The 24,591-nt window shown below is 45.5% G+C and carries 26 protein-coding genes; 3 read left to right on the top strand and 23 right to left on the bottom strand.

What is annotated here, in order from left to right:
* Positions 1-15 precede the first annotated feature (15 nt).
* From L876_RS0104820 to ffh, 9 genes are all read right to left on the bottom strand, one after another.
* On the bottom strand, positions 16-1,071 hold the full coding sequence (locus L876_RS0104820; protein WP_028762760.1) for an FAD-binding oxidoreductase: 1,056 nt from the start codon (positions 1,069-1,071) through the stop codon (positions 16-18).
* 59 nt (positions 1,072-1,130) lie between these two features.
* The gene (gene hcp / locus L876_RS0104815; protein ID WP_028762759.1) at positions 1,131-2,795 is read right to left on the bottom strand and encodes a hydroxylamine reductase; all 1,665 of its coding nucleotides are present in this window, start codon (positions 2,793-2,795) and stop codon (positions 1,131-1,133) included.
* 297 nt (positions 2,796-3,092) lie between these two features.
* Positions 3,093-4,232: a bifunctional chorismate mutase/prephenate dehydrogenase gene (gene tyrA / locus L876_RS0104810; RefSeq protein ID WP_028762758.1), complete on the bottom strand. Its 1,140-nt coding sequence runs from the start codon at positions 4,230-4,232 to the stop codon at positions 3,093-3,095.
* A 14-nt stretch (positions 4,233-4,246) separates the two neighbouring features.
* Positions 4,247-5,338 carry a 3-deoxy-7-phosphoheptulonate synthase gene (locus L876_RS0104805; protein ID WP_028762757.1) on the bottom strand — a complete coding sequence of 364 codons (1,092 nt, stop codon included), beginning with the start codon at positions 5,336-5,338 and terminating at the stop codon, positions 4,247-4,249.
* Positions 5,339-5,760: 422 nt separating this feature from the next.
* On the bottom strand, positions 5,761-6,111 hold the full coding sequence (rplS, locus tag L876_RS0104795; protein ID WP_028762756.1) for a 50S ribosomal protein L19: 351 nt from the start codon (positions 6,109-6,111) through the stop codon (positions 5,761-5,763).
* Between the two features lie 28 nt (positions 6,112-6,139).
* A complete protein-coding gene (trmD, locus tag L876_RS0104790; protein ID WP_028762755.1) occupies positions 6,140-6,892 on the bottom strand; it encodes a tRNA (guanosine(37)-N1)-methyltransferase TrmD in 753 nt (250 codons plus the stop codon).
* A 15-nt stretch (positions 6,893-6,907) separates the two neighbouring features.
* Positions 6,908-7,438, bottom strand: a complete 531-nt coding sequence (gene rimM / locus L876_RS0104785) for a ribosome maturation factor RimM (RefSeq protein ID WP_028762754.1) — start codon at positions 7,436-7,438, stop codon at positions 6,908-6,910.
* Between the two features lie 20 nt (positions 7,439-7,458).
* Positions 7,459-7,710 carry a 30S ribosomal protein S16 gene (rpsP, locus tag L876_RS0104780; protein WP_028762753.1) on the bottom strand — a complete coding sequence of 84 codons (252 nt, stop codon included), beginning with the start codon at positions 7,708-7,710 and terminating at the stop codon, positions 7,459-7,461.
* 205 nt (positions 7,711-7,915) lie between these two features.
* Positions 7,916-9,289, bottom strand: coding sequence for a signal recognition particle protein (ffh, locus tag L876_RS0104775; RefSeq protein WP_028762752.1), 1,374 nt, complete (start codon positions 9,287-9,289; stop codon positions 7,916-7,918).
* A 290-nt stretch (positions 9,290-9,579) separates the two neighbouring features.
* On the opposite strand from ffh, the gene L876_RS0104770 reads away from it, so the two are divergent.
* Complete coding sequence (locus L876_RS0104770) at positions 9,580-10,368, top strand: cytochrome C assembly family protein (RefSeq protein WP_028762751.1); 789 nt, start codon at positions 9,580-9,582, stop codon at positions 10,366-10,368.
* A 127-nt stretch (positions 10,369-10,495) separates the two neighbouring features.
* A complete protein-coding gene (locus L876_RS0104765) occupies positions 10,496-11,779 on the top strand; it encodes an HlyC/CorC family transporter (protein WP_028762750.1) in 1,284 nt (427 codons plus the stop codon).
* A gap of 80 nt (positions 11,780-11,859) precedes the next feature.
* On the opposite strand, the gene L876_RS0104760 is transcribed toward L876_RS0104765, so the two are convergent.
* The 12 genes from L876_RS0104760 to rpoE form a co-directional block, all read right to left on the bottom strand.
* A complete protein-coding gene (locus L876_RS0104760; protein WP_028762749.1) occupies positions 11,860-12,399 on the bottom strand; it encodes an Mpo1 family 2-hydroxy fatty acid dioxygenase in 540 nt (179 codons plus the stop codon).
* Positions 12,400-12,729: 330 nt separating this feature from the next.
* On the bottom strand, positions 12,730-13,128 hold the full coding sequence (gene acpS, locus L876_RS0104755; protein WP_028762748.1) for a holo-ACP synthase: 399 nt from the start codon (positions 13,126-13,128) through the stop codon (positions 12,730-12,732).
* 47 nt (positions 13,129-13,175) lie between these two features.
* Complete coding sequence (gene pdxJ, locus L876_RS0104750) at positions 13,176-13,913, bottom strand: pyridoxine 5'-phosphate synthase (protein ID WP_028762747.1); 738 nt, start codon at positions 13,911-13,913, stop codon at positions 13,176-13,178.
* 90 nt (positions 13,914-14,003) lie between these two features.
* Positions 14,004-14,699 carry a DNA repair protein RecO gene (gene recO / locus L876_RS21105; protein WP_037428019.1) on the bottom strand — a complete coding sequence of 232 codons (696 nt, stop codon included), beginning with the start codon at positions 14,697-14,699 and terminating at the stop codon, positions 14,004-14,006.
* A 109-nt stretch (positions 14,700-14,808) separates the two neighbouring features.
* Entirely contained in the window at positions 14,809-15,804 is a 996-nt protein-coding gene (gene era, locus L876_RS0104740) for a GTPase Era (protein ID WP_028762746.1), read from the bottom strand.
* Entirely contained in the window at positions 15,801-16,478 is a 678-nt protein-coding gene (rnc, locus tag L876_RS0104735) for a ribonuclease III (RefSeq protein ID WP_028762745.1), read from the bottom strand. Before rnc ends, era begins: the two co-directional genes overlap by 4 nt.
* A gap of 1 nt (position 16,479) precedes the next feature.
* Positions 16,480-17,397 carry a signal peptidase I gene (lepB, locus tag L876_RS0104730; protein ID WP_028762744.1) on the bottom strand — a complete coding sequence of 306 codons (918 nt, stop codon included), beginning with the start codon at positions 17,395-17,397 and terminating at the stop codon, positions 16,480-16,482.
* A gap of 147 nt (positions 17,398-17,544) precedes the next feature.
* Entirely contained in the window at positions 17,545-19,335 is a 1,791-nt protein-coding gene (lepA, locus tag L876_RS0104725; protein ID WP_028762743.1) for a translation elongation factor 4, read from the bottom strand.
* A gap of 119 nt (positions 19,336-19,454) precedes the next feature.
* A complete protein-coding gene (locus tag L876_RS0104720; protein ID WP_028762742.1) occupies positions 19,455-19,922 on the bottom strand; it encodes a SoxR reducing system RseC family protein in 468 nt (155 codons plus the stop codon).
* Between the two features lie 7 nt (positions 19,923-19,929).
* A complete protein-coding gene (locus L876_RS0104715; RefSeq protein ID WP_028762741.1) occupies positions 19,930-20,859 on the bottom strand; it encodes a MucB/RseB C-terminal domain-containing protein in 930 nt (309 codons plus the stop codon).
* 67 nt (positions 20,860-20,926) lie between these two features.
* Positions 20,927-21,529: a sigma-E factor negative regulatory protein gene (locus L876_RS0104710; RefSeq protein WP_028762740.1), complete on the bottom strand. Its 603-nt coding sequence runs from the start codon at positions 21,527-21,529 to the stop codon at positions 20,927-20,929.
* A 39-nt stretch (positions 21,530-21,568) separates the two neighbouring features.
* On the bottom strand, positions 21,569-22,147 hold the full coding sequence (rpoE, locus tag L876_RS0104705; RefSeq protein WP_028762739.1) for an RNA polymerase sigma factor RpoE: 579 nt from the start codon (positions 22,145-22,147) through the stop codon (positions 21,569-21,571).
* 199 nt (positions 22,148-22,346) lie between these two features.
* On the opposite strand from rpoE, the gene nadB reads away from it, so the two are divergent.
* The gene (nadB, locus tag L876_RS0104700) at positions 22,347-23,957 is read left to right on the top strand and encodes an L-aspartate oxidase (protein WP_028762738.1); all 1,611 of its coding nucleotides are present in this window, start codon (positions 22,347-22,349) and stop codon (positions 23,955-23,957) included.
* Here the strand turns inward: nadB and L876_RS0104695 are convergent.
* Both L876_RS0104695 and L876_RS0104690 read right to left on the bottom strand, forming a co-directional pair.
* Positions 23,954-24,364: a protein YgfX gene (locus L876_RS0104695; protein WP_028762737.1), complete on the bottom strand. Its 411-nt coding sequence runs from the start codon at positions 24,362-24,364 to the stop codon at positions 23,954-23,956. The two genes, nadB and L876_RS0104695, sit on opposite strands and share 4 nt — an antisense overlap.
* A complete protein-coding gene (locus L876_RS0104690; RefSeq protein WP_028762736.1) occupies positions 24,345-24,584 on the bottom strand; it encodes an FAD assembly factor SdhE in 240 nt (79 codons plus the stop codon). The genes L876_RS0104695 and L876_RS0104690 overlap by 20 nt, the downstream gene beginning before the upstream one ends.
* Positions 24,585-24,591: the final 7 nt, after the last annotated feature.

The raw sequence follows: 24,591 nt of genomic DNA, 5'->3' as shown, positions 1-24,591 counted from the left end.
TGCTCCCAATGCACACTAGCCATTTAACGATAACAACACATCTGATTTAAGTGTTGTTGAGCACGCTAAGATGTAACCTTGCTCAATCTCATCTGGAGTTAATGTCATCGAGCTGCTTGATTGGGTTTCACCGCGCTCAACTTTGCACTTGCACGCCCCGCATACACCAGAACGACATGCGGCAATAATAGGTAAGCCTTCGGCTTCGATGCCTTCCAGTACTGTTTGCTTTGCGGACAGTGGCGTCTTAACATCCCCGATATGTAGCATAAATTTGGCTGAGTCAGCCACTGCCGCTGAAGGTAAAGGCACAACAGGTGCATCGCCAAAGCTTTCTTGATGATAACGGCTCATATCGAAACCCGCTTGCTCAAGCATAGTTTTAACCGCCTGCATATAAGGTGCTGGGCCGCAGACAAATATGGTTCGCTCTTTATAATCAGCCACCGCAGAGACTAAAGAAGCTAACGATATACGTCCTTGGTAGGTATCGGTGTCGTTAATCTCTCCCTCCTCTAGGCAGTAGGTTAACGAGAAGTGCTCATTGCGCTGTGCTAACTGCTGCAGTGGTTGGTGAAAAATCAGATCTTGTGGCGATTTAGCACTATGGAAAAACGCTATATTACTGCCTACCTGTGTATCGGTCAGCCAGCGAGACATTGAATACATAGGGGTTATTCCGCTACCCGCACTTAAAAACAGATACTTATCTGCATTAATATCCACCAAATTAAACGCACCATCGGGTCCGTGAGCAGTAACACTATGCCCAGGCTGCAGATGATCCACTAAGTAATTTGACGCCACTCCGCCCTCTATCCGCTTTATAGTTACCACGATAGAGTAAGGACGAGAAGGTGATGAAGAGATGGTGTAGCTGCGCCCAACGGCTTTACCATTAATGTTAAGCATTAAGGTGATAAACTGCCCAGGCTTAAAGTGGAATTTGACACTCTGTTCGCCCTGAAAGCGGAAACTGGTGACATCATGTGTTTCTTGCCAGCGCTCGACGCATCTTAAACGCACTTCGCCATGCTGCCAGGTCGCTGAATGATATTGTTGGCTATTCATTAAGAGAGTTACCCTGAAAATAGAACGCCTATGACTTTAGTCATAGGCGTTTAAACGAGTTATGCGACGCTGAGGATTTCCTTGAGATCGGCTTCGACAGTCGTTGTGGTCCGTAGACCAAACTTGTCTTCTAAAATCTTAGCCAGATTTTCAGTCAAAAATGCAGGCGCAGTCGGGCCAGTACGGATGTTTTTGACTCCCAGCGATAGCAGAGTCAACAAGATCACAATCGCCTTTTGTTCAAACCATGATAGAACCAAGCTCAATGGCAGTTCGTTGATCTCACACTCAAACACTTCTGACAGTGCAATCGCTAGCTGAATTGCCGAGTAAGCATCGTTACATCGACCGATATCCAATAAACGCGGAATACCGTTAATGTCGCCAAATGCAAGCTTATTAAATTTATACTTACCACAACCTAAGGTCATAATAATGGAGTCTTTTGGCGCCGCTGTTGCAATATCAGTAAAGTAGCTACGCTCAGACTTATCACCATCACACCCCCCCACAAGGAAGAAGTGTTTAATTGAACCATTTTTCACATTCTCAACCACGGCAGGCGCAGCAGCCATTAACGCATTTCGAGCAAAACCTATGGTGATAAGATGGGGGATCTCATCATAGATAAAGCCTTCTAGCGATAAAGCTTTATCGATCACTGCGGAAAAATCTTCTCCTTCGATATGCGTTACCCCAGGCCAGCCAACAATGCTGCGAGTGTAAATACGGTCGGAGTAATCACCAACGTTTGGATCGATAATACAGTTAGAGGTCATCACTACCGCACCAGGGAAGTTAGCAAACTCTTTCTGTTGATTCTGCCACGCGCTGCCGTAGTTACCGACGAGGTGTGGATACTTTTTGAATGCGGGATAAGCCAGCGCGGGTAACATTTCACCATGGGTAAAGACATTAATGCCCTTACCTTGCGTTTGTTCCAAAATCAGCTCTAAATCTTTCATATCATGGCCAGAGACCAAAATAGCTTTGCCTTTCACTGCAACCGTGTTGACTTGCGTTGGCTCAGGATGACCAAATGATGCTGTTTCACCAGTATCAAGCATCGCCATTACTCGATAGTTCAGCTGGCCAATCTCCATTGCGGTTGCAAAAAGTTTGTCGGCATCCTCTGAATCTGAGCCAAGAAACGCCATGATCTCATGAAAGCTCGCGGCAACGTCGCTATCGGTTTGCTCAAGAACACGCGCATGCTCCATGTAGGCCGCAGCGCCTTTTAGGCCATAAAGACAAAGTAAACGCAGACCCATAATATCTTCATGAACACTCTCTTTACCGCGGTTAGGCGCAGCTTGAACGGCTTGAGCAAGCATTTCAGGTTTCGATGTCGCCAATACCAATGAAGCCGCAGGAATGAGACTATCAATCGCTTTACCTGACTCAGCGCAAGCACTTTCATAAGCTGCTTTTAATCGGTTGCGGTAGAGGTCGGCTTGATTCACATAATCGATGAGGCGATCGTCATCAAAGTTGACGTTAGTCAGTGTGGCGAAAAAAGCTTTAGGAACAAAGTTATCAACTTCACTATCAATAATATCAAACTCTCTTGCCTTAACCGCATAGGCTGAAACGCCCTGAAGCAAGTAGATCAATAGGTCCTGCAGATCTGAAGTATCTGACAACTTTCCGCACATGCCTTGGGAATAACTACAACCATTACCTGCTGGGGTTCTAATCGTTTGCTCACACTGAATACAAAACATTACAACTACTCCTATTTTTAATCATGCTTTTATTTTGCATGTTTTAAGGGAGTCTACTGCGCCTTTGTCATCAGCTAAAGCGATTTATTGGATCAATGCGACAAACTATGAGGCAGATCAAATTAGCAAAGGCGCAACTAAGTAAGGAACTTTACAGCACCAGAACACAAGAAATATAAGGAGAAAAGGACAATAATTTGCTTAAATCCCATAAAAAGGCCTGAGCTAGATAGCGTTAATCTAAGCTCAGGTTTTAGACTAAAGTTCGGTATCGATAAATAGACTGACTGGCAATAACTACCCCGCTTTCATATCATTAACCGATTGCAACATCGCGCGACTCTCTCGCTGAAATTGCGGTGCAAAATCACCAAACCAATTGGCGACTTCTTCAAACTGATCGATAAAGCCTTGACGATTTCCAGACTTTAATAACTCCAACGCTTGCCTGTAATTATCTAAATAATCACCGATCGCCGTCAGGCTTTCGCGCTGAGCATAGATAATATCGGCATAAAGTTCAGGACTCTGAGCAAAAAGACGCCCCACCATCGCCAGCTCTAAACGATAAATTGGTGAGCTAAACTGCAATAGGTTATCGATATCTGCCGCTTCTCGATAAAGGTTGAGACCATAAACAAATGATGAAAAGTGACGCATCGCCTGCACTAATTGCATCGCCTTGTCATGCTTTTGCGCATCAGCCTCAACCAGACGTGCTCCCCAAATCTTAATCTGCTCCATCAACCATTGATAACTTTCTTGACCACGACCATGACAGACAACAACAACTTGCTTAGCAAGGCTGCCTACATCAGGGCCAAACATTGGGTGCAGACCGACCACAGGGCCTTTGTGCACCGTTAGCATCGCATCAAGCGGTTTTGCCTTAATTGATGTTAAGTCGGCTAAAATGCAGGACTCAGGCAATTGCCCTAGTTTGCTTGCAATCAGCTCACAGGTGATACTTATAGGCACAGTCACTATCACTAAACCTGCACCATCAAAAATCGCTTCAGCACGCTGCCAGTCATCTTTGTCTAACGACTTCACTTGATAGCCAGATAAACGCAACATCTGACTAAACAGGCCGCCGAGCTTACCTTCACCACCAACAATAACCACATGGCCCAGGTCAGCTTTCACCTGCTTAAAGCCAACATCTTTCTCATTAAGGTAAGACTCTCGCATTAAACGACGTAGAATATCCTCAATTAGCTGCGGAGAAACATTCATGTTCGCCGCTTCTTCACGACGCTTTGCCAGCATAGAGGCTTCGCGTTCTGGCGCGTAGATGGGAACACCGGCAGCATGTTTAACAGCTCCAACCTGACCAACTAAATCGAGTCGTTTACGCAGCAGGTGCAATAACTGCTGATCAACATTATCAATATGCCCGCGCAGCTTTTCTAAATCATCGGTTGTCTTTTCATTCATTTGTGGTTTATCCATCAAGCGTTTACTGCCTTGAGCATATCAAATCTTGTCGGTAAAACCGATGCCAATTGTGCAGCACCTTGCCGAAGCAATTGCTCAGTAGTCTGCCAATTGATGCAAGCATCGGTGACCGAGACCCCGTAAGCCAATTCATGCAAGGGTTTATTGCTACTTTGGTTACCTTCGTTAAGGTGACTTTCTAGCATAACGCCAATAATAGACTGATTACCTGAAACTATTTGATTAAACACATCTTGGCAAACAGCAGGTTGTTTACTGTGGTCCTTAGAAGAGTTGCCATGACTGCAGTCAACAATTAGACGAGCATTAAGTTTGGCAGCATGCAGCTGATGTTCGCACTCTGCCACACTCGCTGCATCATAGTTTGGCGTCTTACCGCCACGTAAAATTACATGTCCATCTGGATTACCTGCGGTTTGCAGTAGCGCGACCTGCCCCTGTTGGTTGATCCCCATAAACCTGTGACCGCTGGCAGCCGACTCTAACGCATTAATTGCTACCCCCAGTTTACCATCGGTGCCATTTTTAAACCCAACAGGCATAGAAAGGCCTGAGGCCATCTCTCGGTGAGTTTGCGATTCAGTAGTACGGGCACCAATCGCTGACCAAGTCACTAACTCCGACAGATACTGTGGACTAATCGGATCGAGTGCTTCTGTTGCGACTGGGAGTCCGAGCTCTGCTAACCAAATCATTAGCTCTCGCGCCATTTGAAGCCCTTTTTGGACGTCAAATGACTCATCCATATCTGGGTCGTTTATCATGCCTTTCCAACCAACGGTTGTACGCGGCTTTTCAAAATACACACGCATCAAGATGTAGAATTCATCTTGTAATTCATCATGAAGTGTTTTTAGTTTAAGGGCATATTCTTTGGCTGATTCGATGTCGTGAATCGAGCAGGGTCCGCTGACCACTAATACTCGGTTATCCCGCTTATGAACGATATCGGCCACTGTTTTACGAGCATTCAACACATATTGATAGGCTGCAGTGGATAGAGGTAGTTGCTGCTTTAACTCTTCTGGCGTTACCAATACTTTTTCAGAACTAATATGGACATTGTTAATTGTGTCTTGCTGCATACCTTTCACCAACTTATCTATGTTAATCACTCACTAATCTGTCTAAATGTTATCGACGTAGACACCCTGCAATACTGTAATGGTACACCATTACGACTGAGAGCTAACTATGCCAGCGGATCACCGTCAGATCAAGTGGAAATTCTCATCAATAGCAAAATTCAACTTAAATGGTATTTTGGAGCTTGGGAGCTTGGGAGCTTGGGAGCTTGGGAGCTTGGGAGCTTGGGAGCTTGGGAGCTTGGGAGCTTGGGAGCTTGGCAGATTTTCAGCTTCACCTGTTCAAAGGCAATCTATTGTAATGCTAATCAGTATAAAGCACTTATGCTAAACAGCATTTATGCTCACCCTAAAACACAAAACCCCGCCATAAGGCGGGTATTTGTGCGAACACTGCATCTTGTTTTACTTGAAGCGATTGCTTACTTAGCAAGCTTCTCACGGATACGTGCAGACTTACCTGAACGATCACGTAGATAGTAAAGCTTAGCACGACGTACACGGCCGCGACGCTTAACTTCGATGCTAGAGATGATTGGGCTGTGAGTTTGGAACGCACGCTCAACACCTTCACCATTAGAGATTTTACGTACTGTGAATGCAGAGTGCAGACCACGGTTACGTTTTGCGATTACAACGCCTTCAAAAGCCTGTAGACGCTCTTTACCGCCTTCAACAACACGTACTTTAACAACTACAGTGTCACCTGCACCAAACTGTGGTACGTCTTGCTTCATTTGCTCATCGTTGAGCATTTTAATGATGTTATTCATGAATAAACTCCATACTAGGTATAACTGATCAGTCTTTCTCACCAACTTGGGTGGATTTAACAAACTCCGCTAATAGCTTTGTTTGTTCGTCAGTCAGAGCTAGATTTTCAAATAATTCTGGTCGTCGTAACAAAGTTCTTCCGAGACTCTGTTGCAGACGCCAGCGTCTAATATGTTCGTGGTTACCACTTAACAACACTGCTGGTACGTCAATACCATCTAAGCTTTCAGGTCGAGTGTAGTGGGGGCAATCCAGTAACCCACCAGAGAAGGAATCCTGCTCTGCTGATGCTTGCTTTCCAAGAACCCCTGGAACCAAGCGTGATACTGAATCAATCAGCGTCATCGCTGGCAATTCACCGCCGGAAAGCACGTAATCGCCAATTGACCACTCTTCATCCACTTCAGCTTGAATAATGCGTTCATCGATACCTTCGTAGCGACCACACACTAAAATCAAACTCTCTGATTTAGCTAACTCTTCGACGCCTTGCTGTGTCAGCTTGCGTCCTTGAGGAGAAAGATAAATCACCTTCGCCTTATCTCCAGCAGCCGCTTTAGCTGCGTGGATAGCATCACGTAGAGGCTGCACCATCATTAACATCCCAGGTCCGCCGCCGTAAGGTCGGTCGTCCACAGTGCGATGTTTATCATGGGTGAAATCACGAGGATTCCACGTTTGCAACTCCAGCAAGCCGTTGCTAACGGCCCGACCCGTTACACCAAAGTCTGTTACGGCACGAAACATCTCTGGAAACAGGGTTACTACCCCTAACCACATCTGTTGTCCCTCGACTTAGAAGTCCGGATCCCAATCCACTAAAATTTGTTTTTCCGTTAGGTTCACCTCAAGGACGAACTGCTCGGTAACAAAAGGAATCATACGTTCCGTTTTGCCAAAACCATCTTTTGCGTTAGCTTTAACAAGTAGCACGTCGTTTGATCCTGTTTCCACGATCTGCTCAACTTTGCCCATGTTATAGCCTTTGGTATTCACTACGTCACAGCCGATTAAATCACGCCAATAGAACTCGTCTTCTGGCAACTCTTTCATCAACTCTGCAGGAATGGCAATCTCACAATTAGTGAGCATTTGCGCTTGGTCTCGAGTGGAAACACCTTCGAGTTCGGCAATTAATGCCTTACCCTGAAAACGCCACTGTTCAACCTTAACCTCACGCCATTCGCCTTGCTCTTTAACCAACCAAGGTGAATAACTAAAAATGTCTTCGACAGAATCGGTATAGCTAGTGATCTTCAACCAACCTTTAATGCCGTGACTGGCGCCTATTTTGCCCAGTACAACAGGTTCTTGGTGACTACTCATCAATCTATACCTTAACGCTATTAAGCAGCAGCTTTACGAGCGTCTTTGATCAACTTAGCTACACGATCTGTAGTAGCTGCACCGTTAGAAACCCAGTGCTCAACACGATCAAGGTCTAAACGTAGTGCTTCTTCTTGGCCACGAGCCAATGGATTGAAGAAACCAACACGTTCGATGAAACGACCGTCACGAGCATTGCGGCTATCAGCAACAACGATGTTATAAAATGGACGCTTTTTTGCGCCGCCACGAGCTAAACGAATGGTAACCATGCGTCTTTTATCCTCTAATGATTTGCCCCTTAAATGGGGCAAAAATAAAAACTGGAACCCCGTGTTCGCGAAGAGTCCCAGATAGAAAGCCGCATGATTCTACCTGAATCGGCGACGAATGCAACGTTTTTACACAAAAATAGAAAGCCCATGAAGGGGGGGAACCACTTCACGGGCTTAGTTAACTCTTTAAAAATAAAATGGATTAACGCCCAGGCATCTTCATTCCTGGTGGTAACATACCACTCATACCGCGCATCATTTTTTTCATGCCGCCTTTCGCCGACATCTTCTTCATCATTTTTTGCATCTGAGTAAACTGTTTCAATAAACGGTTTACATCTTGGATCTGGGTACCTGACCCCATGGCAATACGGCGCTTACGAGAACCTTTGATAATATCCGGGCGCTTACGCTCAGCAGCCGTCATGGAGTTGATAATTGCTTCCATCTGACCTGTCATCTTACCATCTTGAACCTGAGCGAGAGCTTCTGGCGGCAATTGACCAACACCAGGTAGCTTTTCAATCATGTTCATCATGCCGCCCATGTTTTTCATCTGCTGCAGCTGCTCACGGAAATCTTCCAGATCAAAGCTACCACCCTGCTTCACTTTAGAAGCTAGTTTCATCGCCTTGTCTTTATCTACGCCGCGCTCAACTTCTTCAATCAGCGATAAGACATCGCCCATACCTAGAATGCGAGACGCAACACGATCGGGGTGGAATGCTTCTAACGCGTCGGTTTTCTCACCAACACCCAAGAATTTAATTGGTTTACCCGTGATATGACGAATGGATAATGCTGCACCACCACGCGCATCGCCGTCGACTTTAGTCAGTACCACACCAGTGAGGGGGAGAGCTTCATTAAACGCTTTAGCCGTATTTGCCGCATCTTGACCTGTCATGGCGTCAACCACGAATAGGGTCTCAATCGGTTTCACTGCGGCATGAAGGGCTTTAATCTCGTCCATCATGCTTTCATCAACGTGCAGACGACCCGCGGTATCGACAATGACCACATCAATGAATTTTAATTTAGCATGCGCGAGTGCAGCATTAACAATGTCGATTGGCTTTTGACTGACATCAGATGGAAAGAACTCCACCTCAACTTCTGTCGCTAAGGTTTCAAGCTGCTTGATTGCCGCTGGACGATAAACGTCGGCACTGACCACAAGAACGGATTTCTTTTCACGCTCACGCAAAAACTTTGATAGTTTGGCGACACTCGTGGTTTTACCCGCACCTTGCAAACCCGCCATCATAATAACCGCTGGCGGCTGAGCCGATAGATTTAGCGCTTCGTTGGCTTCGCCCATGGCGTTTTCCAACTCGCTTTGTACTATCTTAATAAAGGCTTGGCCGGGGCTGAGGCTTTTTGAAACCTCTTGGCCAACTGCGCGCTCTTTTACACTGTTAACGAAGGCACGAACTACAGGCAAAGCAACATCGGCTTCAAGCAGCGCCATGCGCACTTCGCGTAACGTTTCTTTAATATTGTCTTCAGTTAAGCGACCACGGCCACTGATGTTCTTCAGCGTGCGTGATAATCTGTCGGTTAGGTTCTCAAACATTATCGCGTTCTTTACCGTTTAGAATTTACATGATTGGGGCAGTATTATAGCGATGCCCAGATATTATGCTACCGCACAGACCAAGTTATCGCTCTCGATGTTTAGCTTTTATGATAGATAAATGTTCAAAACTTAGGAGTAACGCTCAGAAAGTGCTAATTTTTGTGTGTAAAGCCTCTGCCCAATAACACACTCATCGTGTTATTCTAACTATTAACTTAGGAACATACTGATCCAAAGATGTGGGCAGTATTGCAAAGAAAGCTAACATAACGATAGGTTAATTTTCGATGGTCATTTTTTCGGCTTCAGCCATATTTTTTTATAGTATCGCCCTTGTTTTGGTCGTCAGCCGTCTATTTCATGCCGATGGGCCAAACCGTAAAGCTGTTGCTGGCTTTGCTGCGGTGGCCGTTGTATTACATGCGGCAGCGCTATCTCAGGCCATATTTACCGGAGATGGTCAAAACTTTAGTCTAACCAATGTCATCTCTATGGTTAACTGGATCATCGCGTTTACCTTCACCATTTTAATGTTTAGGTTAAAAGTGATCGTTGTGGTGCCAGTTGTCTATGCCTGCTCGGTTATCTCTGTCGCCCTGCTGTGGCTGCTACCACCTGAGTTTATTACTCACTTTGAGCTCTATCCGGAAGTACTCGCTCATGTGGTGTTATCACTGATGGCCTACAGTGCCCTGATGATTGCAGCTTTATACGCCATACAGTTAGCGATGATCCAGAGCAAGTTAAAGAAAAAACAGTTAATGTTGAGCCCTGCTATTCCTCCCTTAATGACAGTTGAGAAACAACTCTACCATTTAGTGATTATAGGTGTGGTATTACTTAGCCTCTCCTTAGCAACCGGCTTTATCTTCCTTGATAACATGTTCGCTGAAGGCAAGGGCCATAAAGCACTGCTTTCTATCGCAGCTTGGTTCACCTATATCGCGATGCTTGCACAACAATACTGGGTTGGTTGCCGTATCCGCACAGCCGTCATCTATACGCTCACTGGTGCGACATTACTCAGCTTGGCCTATTTTGGCGCTCGAATTGTAAAAGAGCTCATCCTCAGCTAAATATCATACTCTACCTAGGTTTGAGCCCTTATCAAACCTAGGTTCACTTGACACTGCTCAAAAATCGCTGTAATTACTACCCTTTGCAGTTTTATTCTATCTACCAACGCCATAGCGGGGCCACTTTTTGGACGCGATATCCACCAGCGTACTCTTTATCATCCTCTTCATCCTGATCATTATCTCAGCCTACTTTTCTGGCTCTGAAACGGCCATGATGTCACTCAACCGCTATCGGCTTCGCCACCTTGCCAATAATGGTCACAAGGGCGCCAAACGCGCAATTAAACTGCTTGATAGACCCGACAGACTGATTGGCCTCATCTTAATTGGCAATAACTTGGTCAACATTCTCGCCTCAGCCATTGCCACCATTATTGGTATTCGTCTTTTTGGTGATGTTGGGGTGGCAATCGCCACAGGCGTATTAACCCTTGTGGTTCTAGTCTTTGCCGAAGTGACCCCAAAAACCGTTGCGGCGCTGCATCCTGAGCAGATAGCTTTTCCCTCAAGTGTCTTGCTTAAAGTGCTGCTCACGGTATTGTCACCATTGGTAAAAGTAGTAAATTTAATCACCTCTACCTTTTTGCATATTCTGGGTATTCGCTCGGTAAAAGAAGATGATGCATTAAGCCAAGAAGAGTTGAGAACGGTTGTGCATGAAGCTGGTGCACTTATCCCGAGGCGACACCAAGAGATGCTACTCTCCATCATGGACCTGGAGAAAGTAACGGTCGAAGATATTATGATCCCCCGCTCAGAACTCTATGCCATCAATATTAATGATGACTTTAAGAGCATTAACAAACAAGTGATCCAAAGCCCTCATACACGGGTGTTGTTATACCGAGATAACATTGATGATGCGGTCGGCTTTGTGCATCTGCGTGACGCACTGCGACTGCAATCGAAAGAGCAGTTCAGCAAGTCCTCCCTACTACGGGCGGTAAAAGAGATCTATTTTGTGCCAGAAGGCACCCCACTAAACGTACAGCTCGCAAACTTTCAGCAAAACAAAGAGCGTATCGGTTTAGTGGTTGATGAGTATGGCGATATTCAAGGGTTAGTTACATTAGAGGATATCCTCGAAGAGATTGTCGGAGACTTCACTACCTCTATGGTTACCACCCCAAGTGAAGATATAACTAAACAACCCGATGGGAGTTTTGTTATTGACGCGACTATCAATATTCGCGATCTCAATAAAGAGATGGATTGGTATTTTCCCATTGATGGTCCAAAGACCCTTAATGGATTGATATTAGAGTACTTAGAAGAGATCCCAGAATCTAACACCTCAATGCGATTATATGGTTATCCGTTAGAAGTCGTTGAAGTGGGTGAGAATATGGTTAAGTCAGTTAGAGTGTTGCCACAACACTACAAAGCGCCGAAAGCGAGTAAACGTTAGCGCTAAACCAACCTATGATGCTTAATTCCTTCCTATAAAAAAGGCGCTCAATGAGCGCCTTTTTTATGATATCCATTTTATTAAGCCGATTTTTTGCTGGCTTCTATTGCCCTTCGCTTAGTGATTGCTAGCGGTGTTATCGTCTTATCCAATCCCTTCTCTAATCCCAGCATAAAATAGAGTTCTGCCATTAAAAAGAACGGACCAATCAATAACTGGTTTAAATCATCCACAAAAGCAGGTTTAGCCTTTTCGTACTTATGACCAATTAATTGAAAAACCCACCCAATGACAAACACACTCACTGCAATCAACCATGCAGGCTCCATTTGTGACACTAAATATGAGGTGTACAGTACGGGTAAAATAAACAATGCCAAACCCACCGCCAGCTTAAGGTGCAATTTGGCGTAATAGATCAACACGCCGATGGCAAATACACCTGCAACATTAAGCACTAAGGTTGGATCGTCTAACTTTAAAAAACTAATTGGGATAGTGTTTAGCATCACAAATGCAGACCAAATAATCAGTGGAATCCCCACAAAATGGGTCTTTATATTGGTTGGATTAAGGTGAACACTTTTATAAGTGGATAACTGCTCTACAGCGGATTTCATCAATATGCTCCATCATTTTATTATTTTTATTACATCAACCAGTTGTATCTCTACTAGCTATAGCGCCAACAGCTGAGTCCTATACAGACACCTTCAACTGCAGTGACATGTGACAGCGGCATCATTTAGCCTAACCTAAAGCATTACACATCGCTTTTCTAGAGCAAAACGTTAGGGCTCTGCAACTTTTCACATAGCACTGCTAGCATGTACTTGAAGGTAAGTGGTATTGCGCAGACAAGAATGGTCGTAAGAAGATGGGCAAAGTTTTGAGGGAGAAGCAGATATTTTTTTTAAAAAGTGATTATTGGCAAGTTAACCGACTTGTTGTTAAGACTCAATTATCACCGTCGCTGTGGCATAGTCCTTCTCGTCTGCAATCGACAGATGCCCCTTAATACCACCTAACAAGGCTAACCGCTCGGCCGCACCAGCAGTGAAATTCACTAAAGGCGCACCGTTAGTATCATTACAGACCTCAATATGCTGAAAAGAAACGCCACGGCCAATACCTGTGCCTAGCGCCTTAGCAGCTGCCTCTTTAGCAGCAAAACGCTTGGCTAAATAGCGAGCAGGTTGGGCGGCATTAACGAAAATCATCAACTCAGATTCAGTGAGTACTCGCTTAGCCAAGCGGCACTGTGCAAGCGCAGCATGATCGCCAGCCTGAGGTACTCTCTGCTCGATACGTTCAATTTCAACAATATCAGTACCTAAACCAACAATCATAACCGCTCCTGTAAATGCCTTAGAATGTAAACAACGAACCGCTCAAACTACTCGCCATTACGTCCCGCTATCATCAGCTGCTTCATATCACGCACAGCAGTGTCTAAACCATCAATGGCAGCGCGGGCGATAATGGCATGGCCAATATTGAGCTCATACAGCTCAGGAATCGCTGCTATCGGCTTAACGTTGTGGTAGTGAAGTCCATGACCTGCATTAACCACTAGCCCCTTACCGTGCGCATAGGTGGCCATTTTGGTGATACGCGCCAACTCCAACGCTTGAGCCTCATCGGTTTCAGCATCTGCATAACAACCGGTATGTAACTCAATCACTGGAGCACCAACGGCGACGGTAGCATCGATCTGCGTCGGATCAGCATCGATAAACAGTGACACTTTAATACCGTGTGCAGCTAAACGTGTTACTGCAGCGCGAATTTTGTCTATTTGGCCTGCGACATCTAAGCCGCCTTCGGTAGTCAACTCTTCGCGCTTTTCTGGCACAAGGCAGACATAAGTTGGCTTAACGTCACACGCAATATCCAACATCTCTTCAGTTACCGCCATCTCGAAGTTCATGCGGGTTTTTAGAGTTTTAGCAAGCAGATAGATATCACGATCTATGATATGACGTCTATCTTCTCTAAGGTGAACCGTGATCCCTTCAGCGCCCGCGTGTTCGGCTACCGCAGCAGCGTGCACAGGGTCTGGATAGTTTGTGCCACGGGCCTGGCGTAAGGTTGCGATATGATCAATGTTAACGCCCAAATGAATACGGCTCATGGAGTGTCCTTTAGTTTGTAGGGTTGTTTGCGCTTATTGTACTTACGCCAAAGGGAAAAACCAGTTGAAACTGCTTAGGTTCGACGCAAATTACGTATGATACGAGGATTTCTTAACGCCCTTGTTAAATAACGCGCGCGATTTAAGAGGTTTGTCGCCCAATATGATAGACAGCAATTGCCGCATCAGTAACTTGGCCTGTTTAAAATGGACCTCTTGTAGGCAACCTGTTTCCAGCGCCAATAACATCTCACCGCTATAATGGTTAGTTTTTGGCCCGAGAGCCGTGCTAAAGCCCTCTTCTGAAAGAATACGGTAGTAAAAGTCTGCCACTATCGGCGCCTGCTCTATGTCACTATTCAGCGACGGCATAACCCCTAACTCTTTAAGTAACTCCACCTCAAAATAGCGTAATTGTGCTTGGCTAAAGCCTGCTGCCATTGCCATTAAGGTTTTATGGTAAACAAAGAAAAACTGTTCGCCACCATGTTCCACACTTAAACAACGCACCAGCAGTTCATTGAGATAAAACCCAGCAAAACTCACATCGCCAATTAACGGCACTGGTGGGCTTGCGGCTTCCACTTGATAGAGGTTTTTCAGGGTGCTTCGGCCCGACAGCTGAAACAGTAATGGTTGGAAGGGTTGTAAAATGCTCTTAATCGATGTTTTTCCATTGCCGACACGTGCAACACAATCAATTCGGCCTTGACCATCGACCAATAAATTAACGAGCACGCTAGACTCTTTATAAGGACGAGTATGTAGTACATAGCCTCGCAGCATTAACCCAACTCTCTTAATGAACGGTAAAAACAATAAAGGCCAAGATAATCAATCACAACCTTTGTTGCAATCCACCATCTCAGCCTTTGATTAATGAGTTATTTTGACGTTATTCTTCGCCATAACCCAATGACCGTAGTGCACGCTCATCATCAGCCCAACCAGATTTCACTTTGACCCACACCTCTAAGAACACCTTATTATCAAACAAGACCTCCATATCAAGACGTGCTTGGGTGGCAATAGTACGAATACGTTCACCTTTGTTACCGATCACCATCCGCTTTTGGGTTTCTCGCTCAACCAAGATTAAGGCATTAATCTGATAGACGCCATTTTCCATCATCTTAAACTGTTCAATCTCAACGGTTGCATCATAGGGCAATTCGTCCCCTAAAAAACGCATCAGTTTTTCTCGGACAATTTCAGACGCCATGAACTTTTGCGAGCGGTCAGTCACGTAATCTTCTGGGAAGTAATGCGGTGACTCAGGCACAGACTCAATGGCCATATCCATGATGCGCTGTACGTTGGTCCCTTGGGTTGCCGAAATCGGTAAAATCTCATCAAACTCAAATTTGGCCGAAAGTTCCTGCAGATGCGGAAATAGCGCTTCTTTATCTTTGATGTTATCCACTTTGTTGATGGCCAGCACGGTTTTTCGGCCATCGTCGCGACTCTGTAACTTTTTCAGCACCATCTCATCATCAGCAGTCCAGTTGAGGCCGTCGACCACAAAGACCACTAGGCTCACTTCAGCCAAGGAGCTTGCCGCCGCACGGTTCATCAAACGGTTGATGGCGCGTTTCTCTTCGATGTGCAGACCCGGCGTGTCAATAAACACCACCTGACGTGGCCCAACGGTATGGATCCCCATAATGCGATGGCGTGTTGTCTGTGGTTTCTTAGAGGTAATGGATATCTTCTGCCCCAGCAACTTATTCAGTAATGTCGACTTACCGACATTGGGTCGTCCCACGATAGCAACCATGCCACAGTAGGTCACATCATATTGACTACCACTGGCACCGCTATTCATACGCGCCAATAGTTCATCTAAACTTGGCTCGTTACTGCCTTGCGGTTGCTCTGGTTTGTTACTCATCGTTTAATACGCTCCAACACTTCTGCTGCGGCAATCTGTTCCGCTTTTCTGCGTGAATTGGCAATACCAATCACTGCATCTTTAAGTTGCTCAACTTTACACTCAACGGTAAAAGTTTGCGCATGGGCTTCGCCACTGATATTAACAACCTTGTATACAGGTAGCGGTTTTTTAAAGCCCTGAAGTTGTTCCTGCAGCAGGGTTTTGGGATCTTTTTGGTTAACGGGTTCAATCGTCGCCAAACGGCTCTTATACCAGTTTAGTACTAACGCACGGCAAACTTCGATATCTGAGTCGAGATAGATAGCACCAATAATGGCTTCCACTGCATCGGCCAAAATCGATTCGCGGCGAAAACCACCACTTTTTAATTCGCCAGGCCCTAATTTTAGGTAATCACCTAACTTAAACTCTTTGCCTATTTCAGCCAACATCTTGCCGCACACTAAAGTCGCACGCATACGACTCAAATCGCCCTCAGTTGCCTTTGGAAACTGATGGTACAAGGCATCTGACACCACAATAGAGAGTATCGAATCACCCAAAAATTCTAGCCGCTCATTGTGCTTACTGGCCGCACTTCTGTGGGTTAATGCTTGTTCCAATAGCGCAATATTATTGAACTCATAGCCTAAAGTTCTGCACAAACGTGGAAAATTCTTAATCGGTTCCATGTTACACAATACCGCCTACACGATTAAAACGAACGCCTGTTGGGATCCACGTTGGCAAGAAATCGGCTTTACTACGCTCAAATTCGAAGCTAATCCAAATAGCCACGGCTTTACCAACAAGATTCGCTTCAGGTACAAAGCCCCAAAAACGAGAATCTGTACTGTTATCACGGTTATCACCCATGACAAAATATTGTCCTTGAGGCACGACAAACTCACCAACTGACAGATTGTTCTCACGGTAATAATAGGATGTTGGCTCACCACGACCGGGATTAATTAAGATGTCATGAGTCACATTACCTAACTGCTCTTTGTAACGCAGAAGCGGGATATTATCTTGGTTAAACTCACCTTGGTTAACGCCAACACGTTCAATCTTCACAAGCTTAGGACAATCAGTTTCGCCCGTCGGACACGCTTTTTGAATATAGAGATCTTTATTGCGATAAACGATGCGATCGCCAGGTAAACCGACCACACGCTTAATGTAATCAATCTTTGGGTTTTCTGGGTATTTAAACACAGCTACGTCGCCGCGTTCAGGCTTGCCCGTTTCCACAAGCTGACTACGCCAAACCGGATCTTTCAATCCGTAGGTAAACTTCTCAACTAAAATAAAATCACCAACAAGCAGTGTCGGCATCATAGAGCCCGATGGTATCTGGAAAGGCTCGTAGATGAATGAGCGTAAAATCAATACAAAAGCGATCACTGGAAAAATGGAACGCGACGTTTCGACAATCGCCGACTCACGTACAATTTTTTCAGCACTCTCTTCACTGATATCCGCTTGTCCCGCTTGAGCAATTGCCAATTTTTGCTGACGTTTAGGCGCCAACACAAAGGCATCAAACATCCAGATCAACCCACTGCCTAAGGTCACCAAGACTAAAATAAGGGAAAAATAAGCTGCCATAGCTAACTAACTCCTGAAAAATAAGAATATTGGCATAAGACTCGTTATCTTACGCACGAATAACTCATTTATACTTTAACAACGAAAGCGCCGCAAACCGCGGCGCTCTATATCAATCACTATTAACAAATATTAACTCAACAGTTACTATTCGTTCAGCTTAAGCACCGCAAGGAAGGCCTCTTGTGGCACTTCAACGTTACCCACCTGCTTCATGCGTTTCTTACCCTCTTTCTGCTTATTAAGCAGTTTCTTCTTACGCGATACGTCACCGCCGTAACATTTAGCCGTTACGTCTTTACGTAGCGCTTTAACCGAAGAACGGGCAATAATTTGGCTACCGATAGCCGCCTGAATGGCAATATCAAACATCTGGCGTGGAATAAGCTCTTTCATCTTATTCACCAAGGCTAGACCTTGGTAACGCACATTCGTCTTATGCAAAATCATCGCTAACGCATCGACGCGGTCACCGTTAATCAACACATCAAGACGTACCATGTCTGCAGGCTCAAAACGCTTGAAGTTATATTCAAGCGACGCATAACCCCGACTGGTTGACTTTAGGCGATCGAAGAAATCCATCACAACTTCAGCCATTGGCATATCATAGGTGATCGCCACTTGATTACCGTGGTACACCATATTCGTTTGCACACCACGCTTTTCAACACAAAGGGTGATCACGTTACCTAAATACTCTTTAGGCACCAAAATGTTGGTTTCAACAATCGGCTCACGCATCTCTTCGATATTATTCAGTGCTGGCAGATCTGACGGGTTGTCAACGTAGATAGTGTCACCTTTGGTGGTCACTACTTCGTAAACCACTGTTGGCGCAGTAGTGATCAGGTCAAGATTATATTCACGCTCTAGACGCTCTTGAATAATCTCCATGTGCAGCAGACCGAGGTAACCAATACGGAAACCAAAACCAAGCGCTGATGATGTTTCTGGCTCAAAAAACAGCGATGCATCATTAAGGCTTAATTTATTGAGTGCATCACGGAAGTTTTCATAGTCATCAGTTGAAATAGGGAAAACACCGGCATAAACCTGCGGCTTAACCTTTTTAAAACCAGGTAGCGGCTTTTCTGCACCATGCTTGGCTAAGGTTAAGGTATCCCCCACTGGCGCACCGTGGATCTCTTTAATACCCGCAATAACAAAACCGACTTCGCCAGTGTTCAATGCACCAGTATCGGTTTGTTTCGGTGTAAAAATGCCAACACGATCAGCGGTGTGAGTTTGACCGGTCGACATTACTTTAAACTTATCGCCTTTCTTCAGCGAACCGTTCTTAATGCGCACCAGCGATACAACCCCCAGATAGCTGTCAAACCAAGAGTCAATGATCAGCGCTTGCAGCGGCGCTTCTGGATCGCCCTCTGGTGGTGGAATTTGTGCAACAATTGTCTCTAGGACTTCGTTAATCCCAACACCGGTTTTAGCAGAGCAACGCACAGCATCGGTGGCTTCAATCCCAACGATATCTTCAATCTCTTCGGCTACGCGCTCAGGATCAGCTTGCGGTAGGTCAATCTTATTCAAGATTGGCACCACGTGTAGATCCATTTCCAATGCGGTATAACAGTTTGCTAACGTTTGGGCTTCTACACCTTGTCCTGCATCCACGACTAACAGTGCGCCTTCACAGGCCGCAAGTGAACGCGACACCTCATAGGAAAAATCCACATGGCCAGGCGTATCAATAAAATTAAGCTGATAAGTCTCACCATCGTTCGCCTTGTAATCGAGTGTGACACCCTGGGCTTTAATGGTAATACCACGCTCACGTTCAAGATCCATAGAATCCAAAACTTGCGCCGCCATTTCGCGGTCAGACAAGCCACCGCAATCTTGGATAAGACGGTCAGATAGGGTTGATTTGCCGTGGTCAATATGGGCAATAATCGAAAAGTTTCTAATATGCTTCATTATGCGAAATGACTAAACTCAAGTTGAAAATAATCTAAAAGTGCCGAATTGTACCCGATCAGGCCACTAATACCAATTGGAATCATGCCTAGCGATAAAAATTTGGCAGTAATTAAGGGTTAATTTGATGTGGAAAGCGTCTGTCCCAAACGTCCCAGAATGATGGGCTGGCTATTGGTTTCTAACTTACGCGCCCAGCGCCGTCCTAACAACCATGCACTAACGCCCCCAAGAAGGGCTGCAAGCACAATCAAACCATCTCCTGTAGCAATGTCTAACACAGGAAAAGCAAAACGCGCCACACTCGCGCCCACAAAGAATCCAAGCAGTGGCAACAGATACACGATCGCTGCCGCTTTAAGAATGACGCTTTCAGGTAATCCTAACTTAAGTAGCTCACCAGTATGGTACTCGCCTTGGGCTTGCACAGAGAATTGCTGAACTTTTGGTGAAAAAGCCTTAGACACAGCAGAGGTGCCACAAGATTCATTGTTCTCACAATGATTACATGCGTTTTTAACTTTAACTTCGACCCTAACCCAACCGTCAGCGTCGCAATCAATGACCTTAGCCACCTCTTCCATCATCAGGTATTTACTCTATGGTAATGCTTTTAGCTATTCGGGTTAAGGTTTCTGCAGGCACTTTACCCACAGCAACCACCTCTGCATTACCAACTCGTTCGGTCGCTAGAGACAGGCCGTTACGGGTCATCAACTCTTCTGGCATGGCTGTATCTCCCGCCCGAGCGACATATACAGAAATGTTGGCTAGCCCGTCACTGAGCGCAATATATTCCACCGATTCATGACTGCCAATCAATCTATGATTATCTTTGACTAGTATTTTAAACCCTTGTGGTAACCATTTAAATTGCCAGTTATCGCCTTTTTCGCGCGTTGGTTGCGCCATAATTGCAGGCCAATCTTGCTTATAGGCTTCGTGTAAAATAGCAGGGGCTTCTTCTAGCACAATCAACTCGACAACCAATATCTGCTCAAGTAACTGTTTATCAAGATTAAGCATGTCATAGCGCAATGGCAGATAAGTATCCATATCAAGCCACACTTGATAGCCATAGCGATTTTCATCGTTTGGGATAATACGTACAAGTTGACTAGGGCGCCCAGCAAGGCGACTTCTTCCACCTAATACAAACTGGTAGCCTGCTTCTAATACTGAAATATCACCGGCAAATGCTGGCGGTAACACACCTTGAATTCGGTTGGCTTGTACGCTATACGCAGGCTGATCATGCTCAATAAACGTAACGGTATCACCGACTCTAACAGCATTCTTTGGCGGTCCATTGAGATGTTCGAGGAAGGCAACTTCCTGTTGCTCAACTTTTCCGTGGATATAAACGAGGGGACGAATGTGATCCGCTTGCAGCTGGATCAAAGACATTTTGAACTCTTGCCCTTTTAGGGCCAGACTCATATTTTCCAACCAAGCTTTTGCAGACAACTCTTCAGCAGAGCTGGGCAGAGCAAGGACAATCAGGGCCAACCAGATAAGACGCAAGCTAACTCCTTAAAAAATGCACCCCCTTGTACTGCAATTTAGCAAGCACAAGGGATTGTAATAGCTTCTAGTGATTCACCGGAACCGGCACTAAGTCACTATTGTCCTCTATTTTGTCACTATTATTCAATCTTTGTTGGAGCATATGATCTTGAATGTAGGTATTAATGCGATGACGCTGCTCCATCATTTGATCGTTAGTGAAGCTTTGATTCTGTTGCACTGGCCCCGTTTGCAAGCTGACTGGCGACGCGCTACCAATCAATGGACGCGTATTTAATACAGGTAAAGGCGACGCGTCGATTTCTGGCGATTGATTATAATTTTGCACACCAACGACAGCGACTAATGCAACACTTGCAGCGATGGCATACTGCCCAAACTGCTTAAACATTGGAATCACATTGGCTAACTTCTTCGTCGCGACATCAGTCTGCGGCGCAGCTTTTGGTGCGATAATCGTAGGTTCGTTTTCAATAGCTGCAGCAATGTTGGCACTCAAGTCGAGATCGAGCACCTTGGGCAGTTCGCCACGCATTGCATCACCTATGATGTGATAATCACGCCACTGTTCATGTGAATCCGTATCGGCAGCTAATTCAGCCATCATCTGCTTGTCGACTTCGCCATCGACGGCAGCGGATACCCACTCCTGACCTAATTTATCCATTTATCACCCATTCAAATTTAATGAACTTATATAAACTATTTAGCGCTCCAGCAACGGCTGTAGCTGCTTATCAATGGCTTCCCGAGCACGAAAGATCCGCGATCTCACGGTACCCACAGGACACTCCATCACATTAGCAATCTCTTCGTAGCTCATGCCATCAAGCTCTCGCAGCGAGATTGCCATTTTTAACTCTTCAGGCAAGTTGTCTAATGTATCGAAAACCACTTTCTGAATTTCATCTGACAGCATTAAACGCTCTGGAGAGGCAAACTCTTTAAGCGCATCACTGCCATCATAATATTCGGCTTCTTCTGCATCGACATCGTTGGCTGGCGCTCGCCGGCCTTGTGCCACTAAATGATTTTTTGCAGTATTGACTGCAATTCGGTACAACCAAGTGTAAAAAGCACTTTCCCCTCTAAAATTAGGCAATGCGCGGTAGGCTTTAATAAACGCCTCTTGAGCCACATCTGCCACATCGGCCTGATTACGTACATAACGTGATATCAGGTTGATGACTTTACTCTGGTATTTTTGTACCAGCAGGTTAAAGGCGTTTTTATCTCCTTGTTGAACACGTTCAACTAGTTGTTGATCACTTATCTGTCCACTCATCCGAGCCGACTACTCCTAAATCTAAAATGCTGATTTCTCAGTCGCTCGAATCATATTCACATATGTAGACTAGCCCACATCGAAAAAGTTCTAAAAAAATTGGCATTAATTGAATTTATTTTCTAAAGCCACGCCTATATCCATATTTTTCATCATGGTTTAACATAGCCAATACTCGCATAACTTACCATGATACCTGATGAAACAAGTAGTTGAACACCAATCTGACGTTTTGGTTATCGGCAGCGGTGCTGCAGGTCTAACTTTAGCTTTGCATCTCGCTGAAAAAGCAAAAGTTATCTTATTGTCTAAAGGGCCACTAAGCGAAGGGTCCACCTATTACGCCCAAGGCGGCATCGCCTCGGTGTTCGACGCAGAGGATACCATTGAATCCCATGTCGCCGATACGTTAGTTGCCGGTGCGGGGCTATGTGACAAAGAAGTTGTGACCTTTACCGCCGAAAATGCCAAAAGCTCAATGGAGTGGTTGATCCAGTGCGGCGTAGCCTTTGATAAAGAGGAAGGTTTTGAGGGTGACGCTAGTAATGCCCCCTACCACCTGACGCGTGAAGGTGGACACAGTCATCGCCGTATTTTGCATGCTGCAGACGCCACGGGTAAGGAGGTGCAAGTCACATTGCAAGAGCGTGCGCTCACTCACCCTAATATCCAAGTGCTTGAACGTTATAACGCAATCGATTTAATCACTTCTCGAAAACTTAAACGCCCCGGCAACCGCGTACTCGGCGCTTATGTGTGGAATCGCGACCAAGAGCATGTTGAAACGGTCAAAGCACGATTTGTAGCCTTAGCCACTGGTGGCTGTTCTAAAGTCTATCAATACACCTCCAACCCGGATATTGCTTCTGGAGATGGTATTGCTATGGCATGGCGCTCAGGTTGCCGCGTAGCCAATATGGAATTCAACCAGTTTCATCCAACTTGCCTCTACCATGCCGATGCTCGTAACTTCCTACTTACCGAGGCACTTCGAGGTGAAGGCGCTTATTTACGTCGCCCAGATGGCAGTCGCTTTATGCCTGAATTTGATGAGCGTGGCGAATTAGCACCGCGAGATATCGTCGCTCGCGCCATTGACTATGAGATGAAACGTCTAGGTTCAGATTGTGTCTATCTAGACATTACTCATAAACCCGCCGATTTTGTGATTAAACATTTCCCAACGATTCACAAGCGCTGTTTGGAACTGGGTATCGATATCACTAAAGAACCGATTCCAGTGGTACCCGCCGCCCATTACACTTGTGGTGGTGTCATGACAGATCTACACGGACAAACCGATCTCAATGGTCTTTATGCTATCGGCGAAGTGGCGTATACAGGTCTTCATGGTGCCAATCGTTTGGCCAGTAATTCACTATTAGAGTGTCTGGTGTTTGCTCGAGCAGCAGGCGAAGATATCGAAAGCCAACTTGAAAAAATCCCAATGCCAGGCGAGCTTCCTGCATGGGATGAAAGCCAAGTGTCTAACTCTGATGAAGAGGTGGTTATTGCCCATAACTGGCATGAATTGCGTTTATTCATGTGGGATTATGTCGGCATTGTTCGCTCTGACAAGCGATTAGAACGTGCCTTGAGACGCTGCGCGATGCTACAACAAGAGATCCAGGAATATTACAGTAACTTCAGGGTCAGTAATAACTTGCTCGAACTGCGTAACCTTGTGCAGGTTGCCGAACTGATTATTCGCTGCGCAATGGAGCGTAAAGAGAGCCGAGGCCTCCACTACAACATAGATCATCCCAATAAGTCAGATGATCCGACCCCAACGATTCTGTTGCCAGATTAACCATGGGCTAACACCAGACGACACAGGTGACGATAACTTGTGTCGTCTAACATGTCTCGCCACACAATCACAAAATGGCTGCTTTGGTCATTTTCAAGTTGAAAAACCACCGCAAATGGGCTCACCCAGAAACGTTTCAGTTGGCAGGAGATGTTAGGCTTGCTGAGTCCCGCCTTGCCCGCTTCATCAATCCAGAAGCTACAATGCCAGGTCTTTAATTGATAAAACTGCCAGCCTAAGTAGCTTAATAGCAGCATCGCACAGGCATAGCGTAAAATGATATACCAAGTGATGGTAAATGATGGCCAAGCAAGAAAGGAGGTTAAACAGATTGAAGTAAAAACGACCAACGACAAGCGTTGGTCGATAGAAGCGGTAATGCTAAAGTTATGGCGCTGGACGACCACGGACTTGTACTATCATCGCGGCAAGCTCTGCATCAGGACAGGCTTCATGACCCATAAACCATGCAAACAATTCAGGATCTTCACACTCTAATAACCGAATAAAGATGGCTTTAGCTTGGTCAGACAAGCTTTCATATTGAGTCTCAACAAAGGGTTGAAACAACACATCAAGCTCTAACATACCACGGCGGCACGCCCATCTTACTCTGGCAATGTTCATCGTCTCT

It is taken from the genome of Shewanella colwelliana ATCC 39565, from assembly GCF_000518705.1.
GTDB classification, from domain to species: domain Bacteria; phylum Pseudomonadota; class Gammaproteobacteria; order Enterobacterales; family Shewanellaceae; genus Shewanella; species Shewanella colwelliana.
This window is presented reverse-complemented; position numbering and strand designations above follow the sequence as displayed.

Bases quoted from the DNA above. Each gene is read 5' to 3' on its own strand.
- L876_RS0104820 (WP_028762760.1), bottom strand. From the start codon at position 1,071: ATGAATAGCCAACAATATCATTCAGCGACCTGGCAGCATGGCGAAGTG.
- hcp (WP_028762759.1), bottom strand. From the start codon at position 2,795: ATGTTTTGTATTCAGTGTGAGCAAACGATTAGAACCCCAGCAGGTAAT.
- tyrA (WP_028762758.1), bottom strand. From the start codon at position 4,232: ATGAATGAAAAGACAACCGATGATTTAGAAAAGCTGCGCGGGCATATT.
- L876_RS0104805 (WP_028762757.1), bottom strand. From the start codon at position 5,338: ATGCAGCAAGACACAATTAACAATGTCCATATTAGTTCTGAAAAAGTA.
- rplS (WP_028762756.1), bottom strand. From the start codon at position 6,111: ATGAATAACATCATTAAAATGCTCAACGATGAGCAAATGAAGCAAGAC.
- trmD (WP_028762755.1), bottom strand. From the start codon at position 6,892: ATGTGGTTAGGGGTAGTAACCCTGTTTCCAGAGATGTTTCGTGCCGTA.
- rimM (WP_028762754.1), bottom strand. From the start codon at position 7,438: ATGAGTAGTCACCAAGAACCTGTTGTACTGGGCAAAATAGGCGCCAGT.
- rpsP (WP_028762753.1), bottom strand. From the start codon at position 7,710: ATGGTTACCATTCGTTTAGCTCGTGGCGGCGCAAAAAAGCGTCCATTT.
- ffh (WP_028762752.1), bottom strand. From the start codon at position 9,289: ATGTTTGAGAACCTAACCGACAGATTATCACGCACGCTGAAGAACATC.
- L876_RS0104770 (WP_028762751.1), top strand. From the start codon at position 9,580: ATGGTCATTTTTTCGGCTTCAGCCATATTTTTTTATAGTATCGCCCTT.
- L876_RS0104760 (WP_028762749.1), bottom strand. From the start codon at position 12,399: ATGAAATCCGCTGTAGAGCAGTTATCCACTTATAAAAGTGTTCACCTT.
- acpS (WP_028762748.1), bottom strand. From the start codon at position 13,128: ATGATTGTTGGTTTAGGTACTGATATTGTTGAAATTGAACGTATCGAG.
- pdxJ (WP_028762747.1), bottom strand. From the start codon at position 13,913: ATGAGCCGTATTCATTTGGGCGTTAACATTGATCATATCGCAACCTTA.
- recO (WP_037428019.1), bottom strand. From the start codon at position 14,699: ATGCTGCGAGGCTATGTACTACATACTCGTCCTTATAAAGAGTCTAGC.
- era (WP_028762746.1), bottom strand. From the start codon at position 15,804: ATGAGTAACAAACCAGAGCAACCGCAAGGCAGTAACGAGCCAAGTTTA.
- rnc (WP_028762745.1), bottom strand. From the start codon at position 16,478: ATGGAACCGATTAAGAATTTTCCACGTTTGTGCAGAACTTTAGGCTAT.
- lepB (WP_028762744.1), bottom strand. From the start codon at position 17,397: ATGGCAGCTTATTTTTCCCTTATTTTAGTCTTGGTGACCTTAGGCAGT.
- lepA (WP_028762743.1), bottom strand. From the start codon at position 19,335: ATGAAGCATATTAGAAACTTTTCGATTATTGCCCATATTGACCACGGC.
- L876_RS0104720 (WP_028762742.1), bottom strand. From the start codon at position 19,922: ATGATGGAAGAGGTGGCTAAGGTCATTGATTGCGACGCTGACGGTTGG.
- L876_RS0104710 (WP_028762740.1), bottom strand. From the start codon at position 21,529: ATGGATAAATTAGGTCAGGAGTGGGTATCCGCTGCCGTCGATGGCGAA.
- rpoE (WP_028762739.1), bottom strand. From the start codon at position 22,147: ATGAGTGGACAGATAAGTGATCAACAACTAGTTGAACGTGTTCAACAA.
- nadB (WP_028762738.1), top strand. From the start codon at position 22,347: ATGAAACAAGTAGTTGAACACCAATCTGACGTTTTGGTTATCGGCAGC.
- L876_RS0104690 (WP_028762736.1), bottom strand. From the start codon at position 24,584: ATGAACATTGCCAGAGTAAGATGGGCGTGCCGCCGTGGTATGTTAGAG.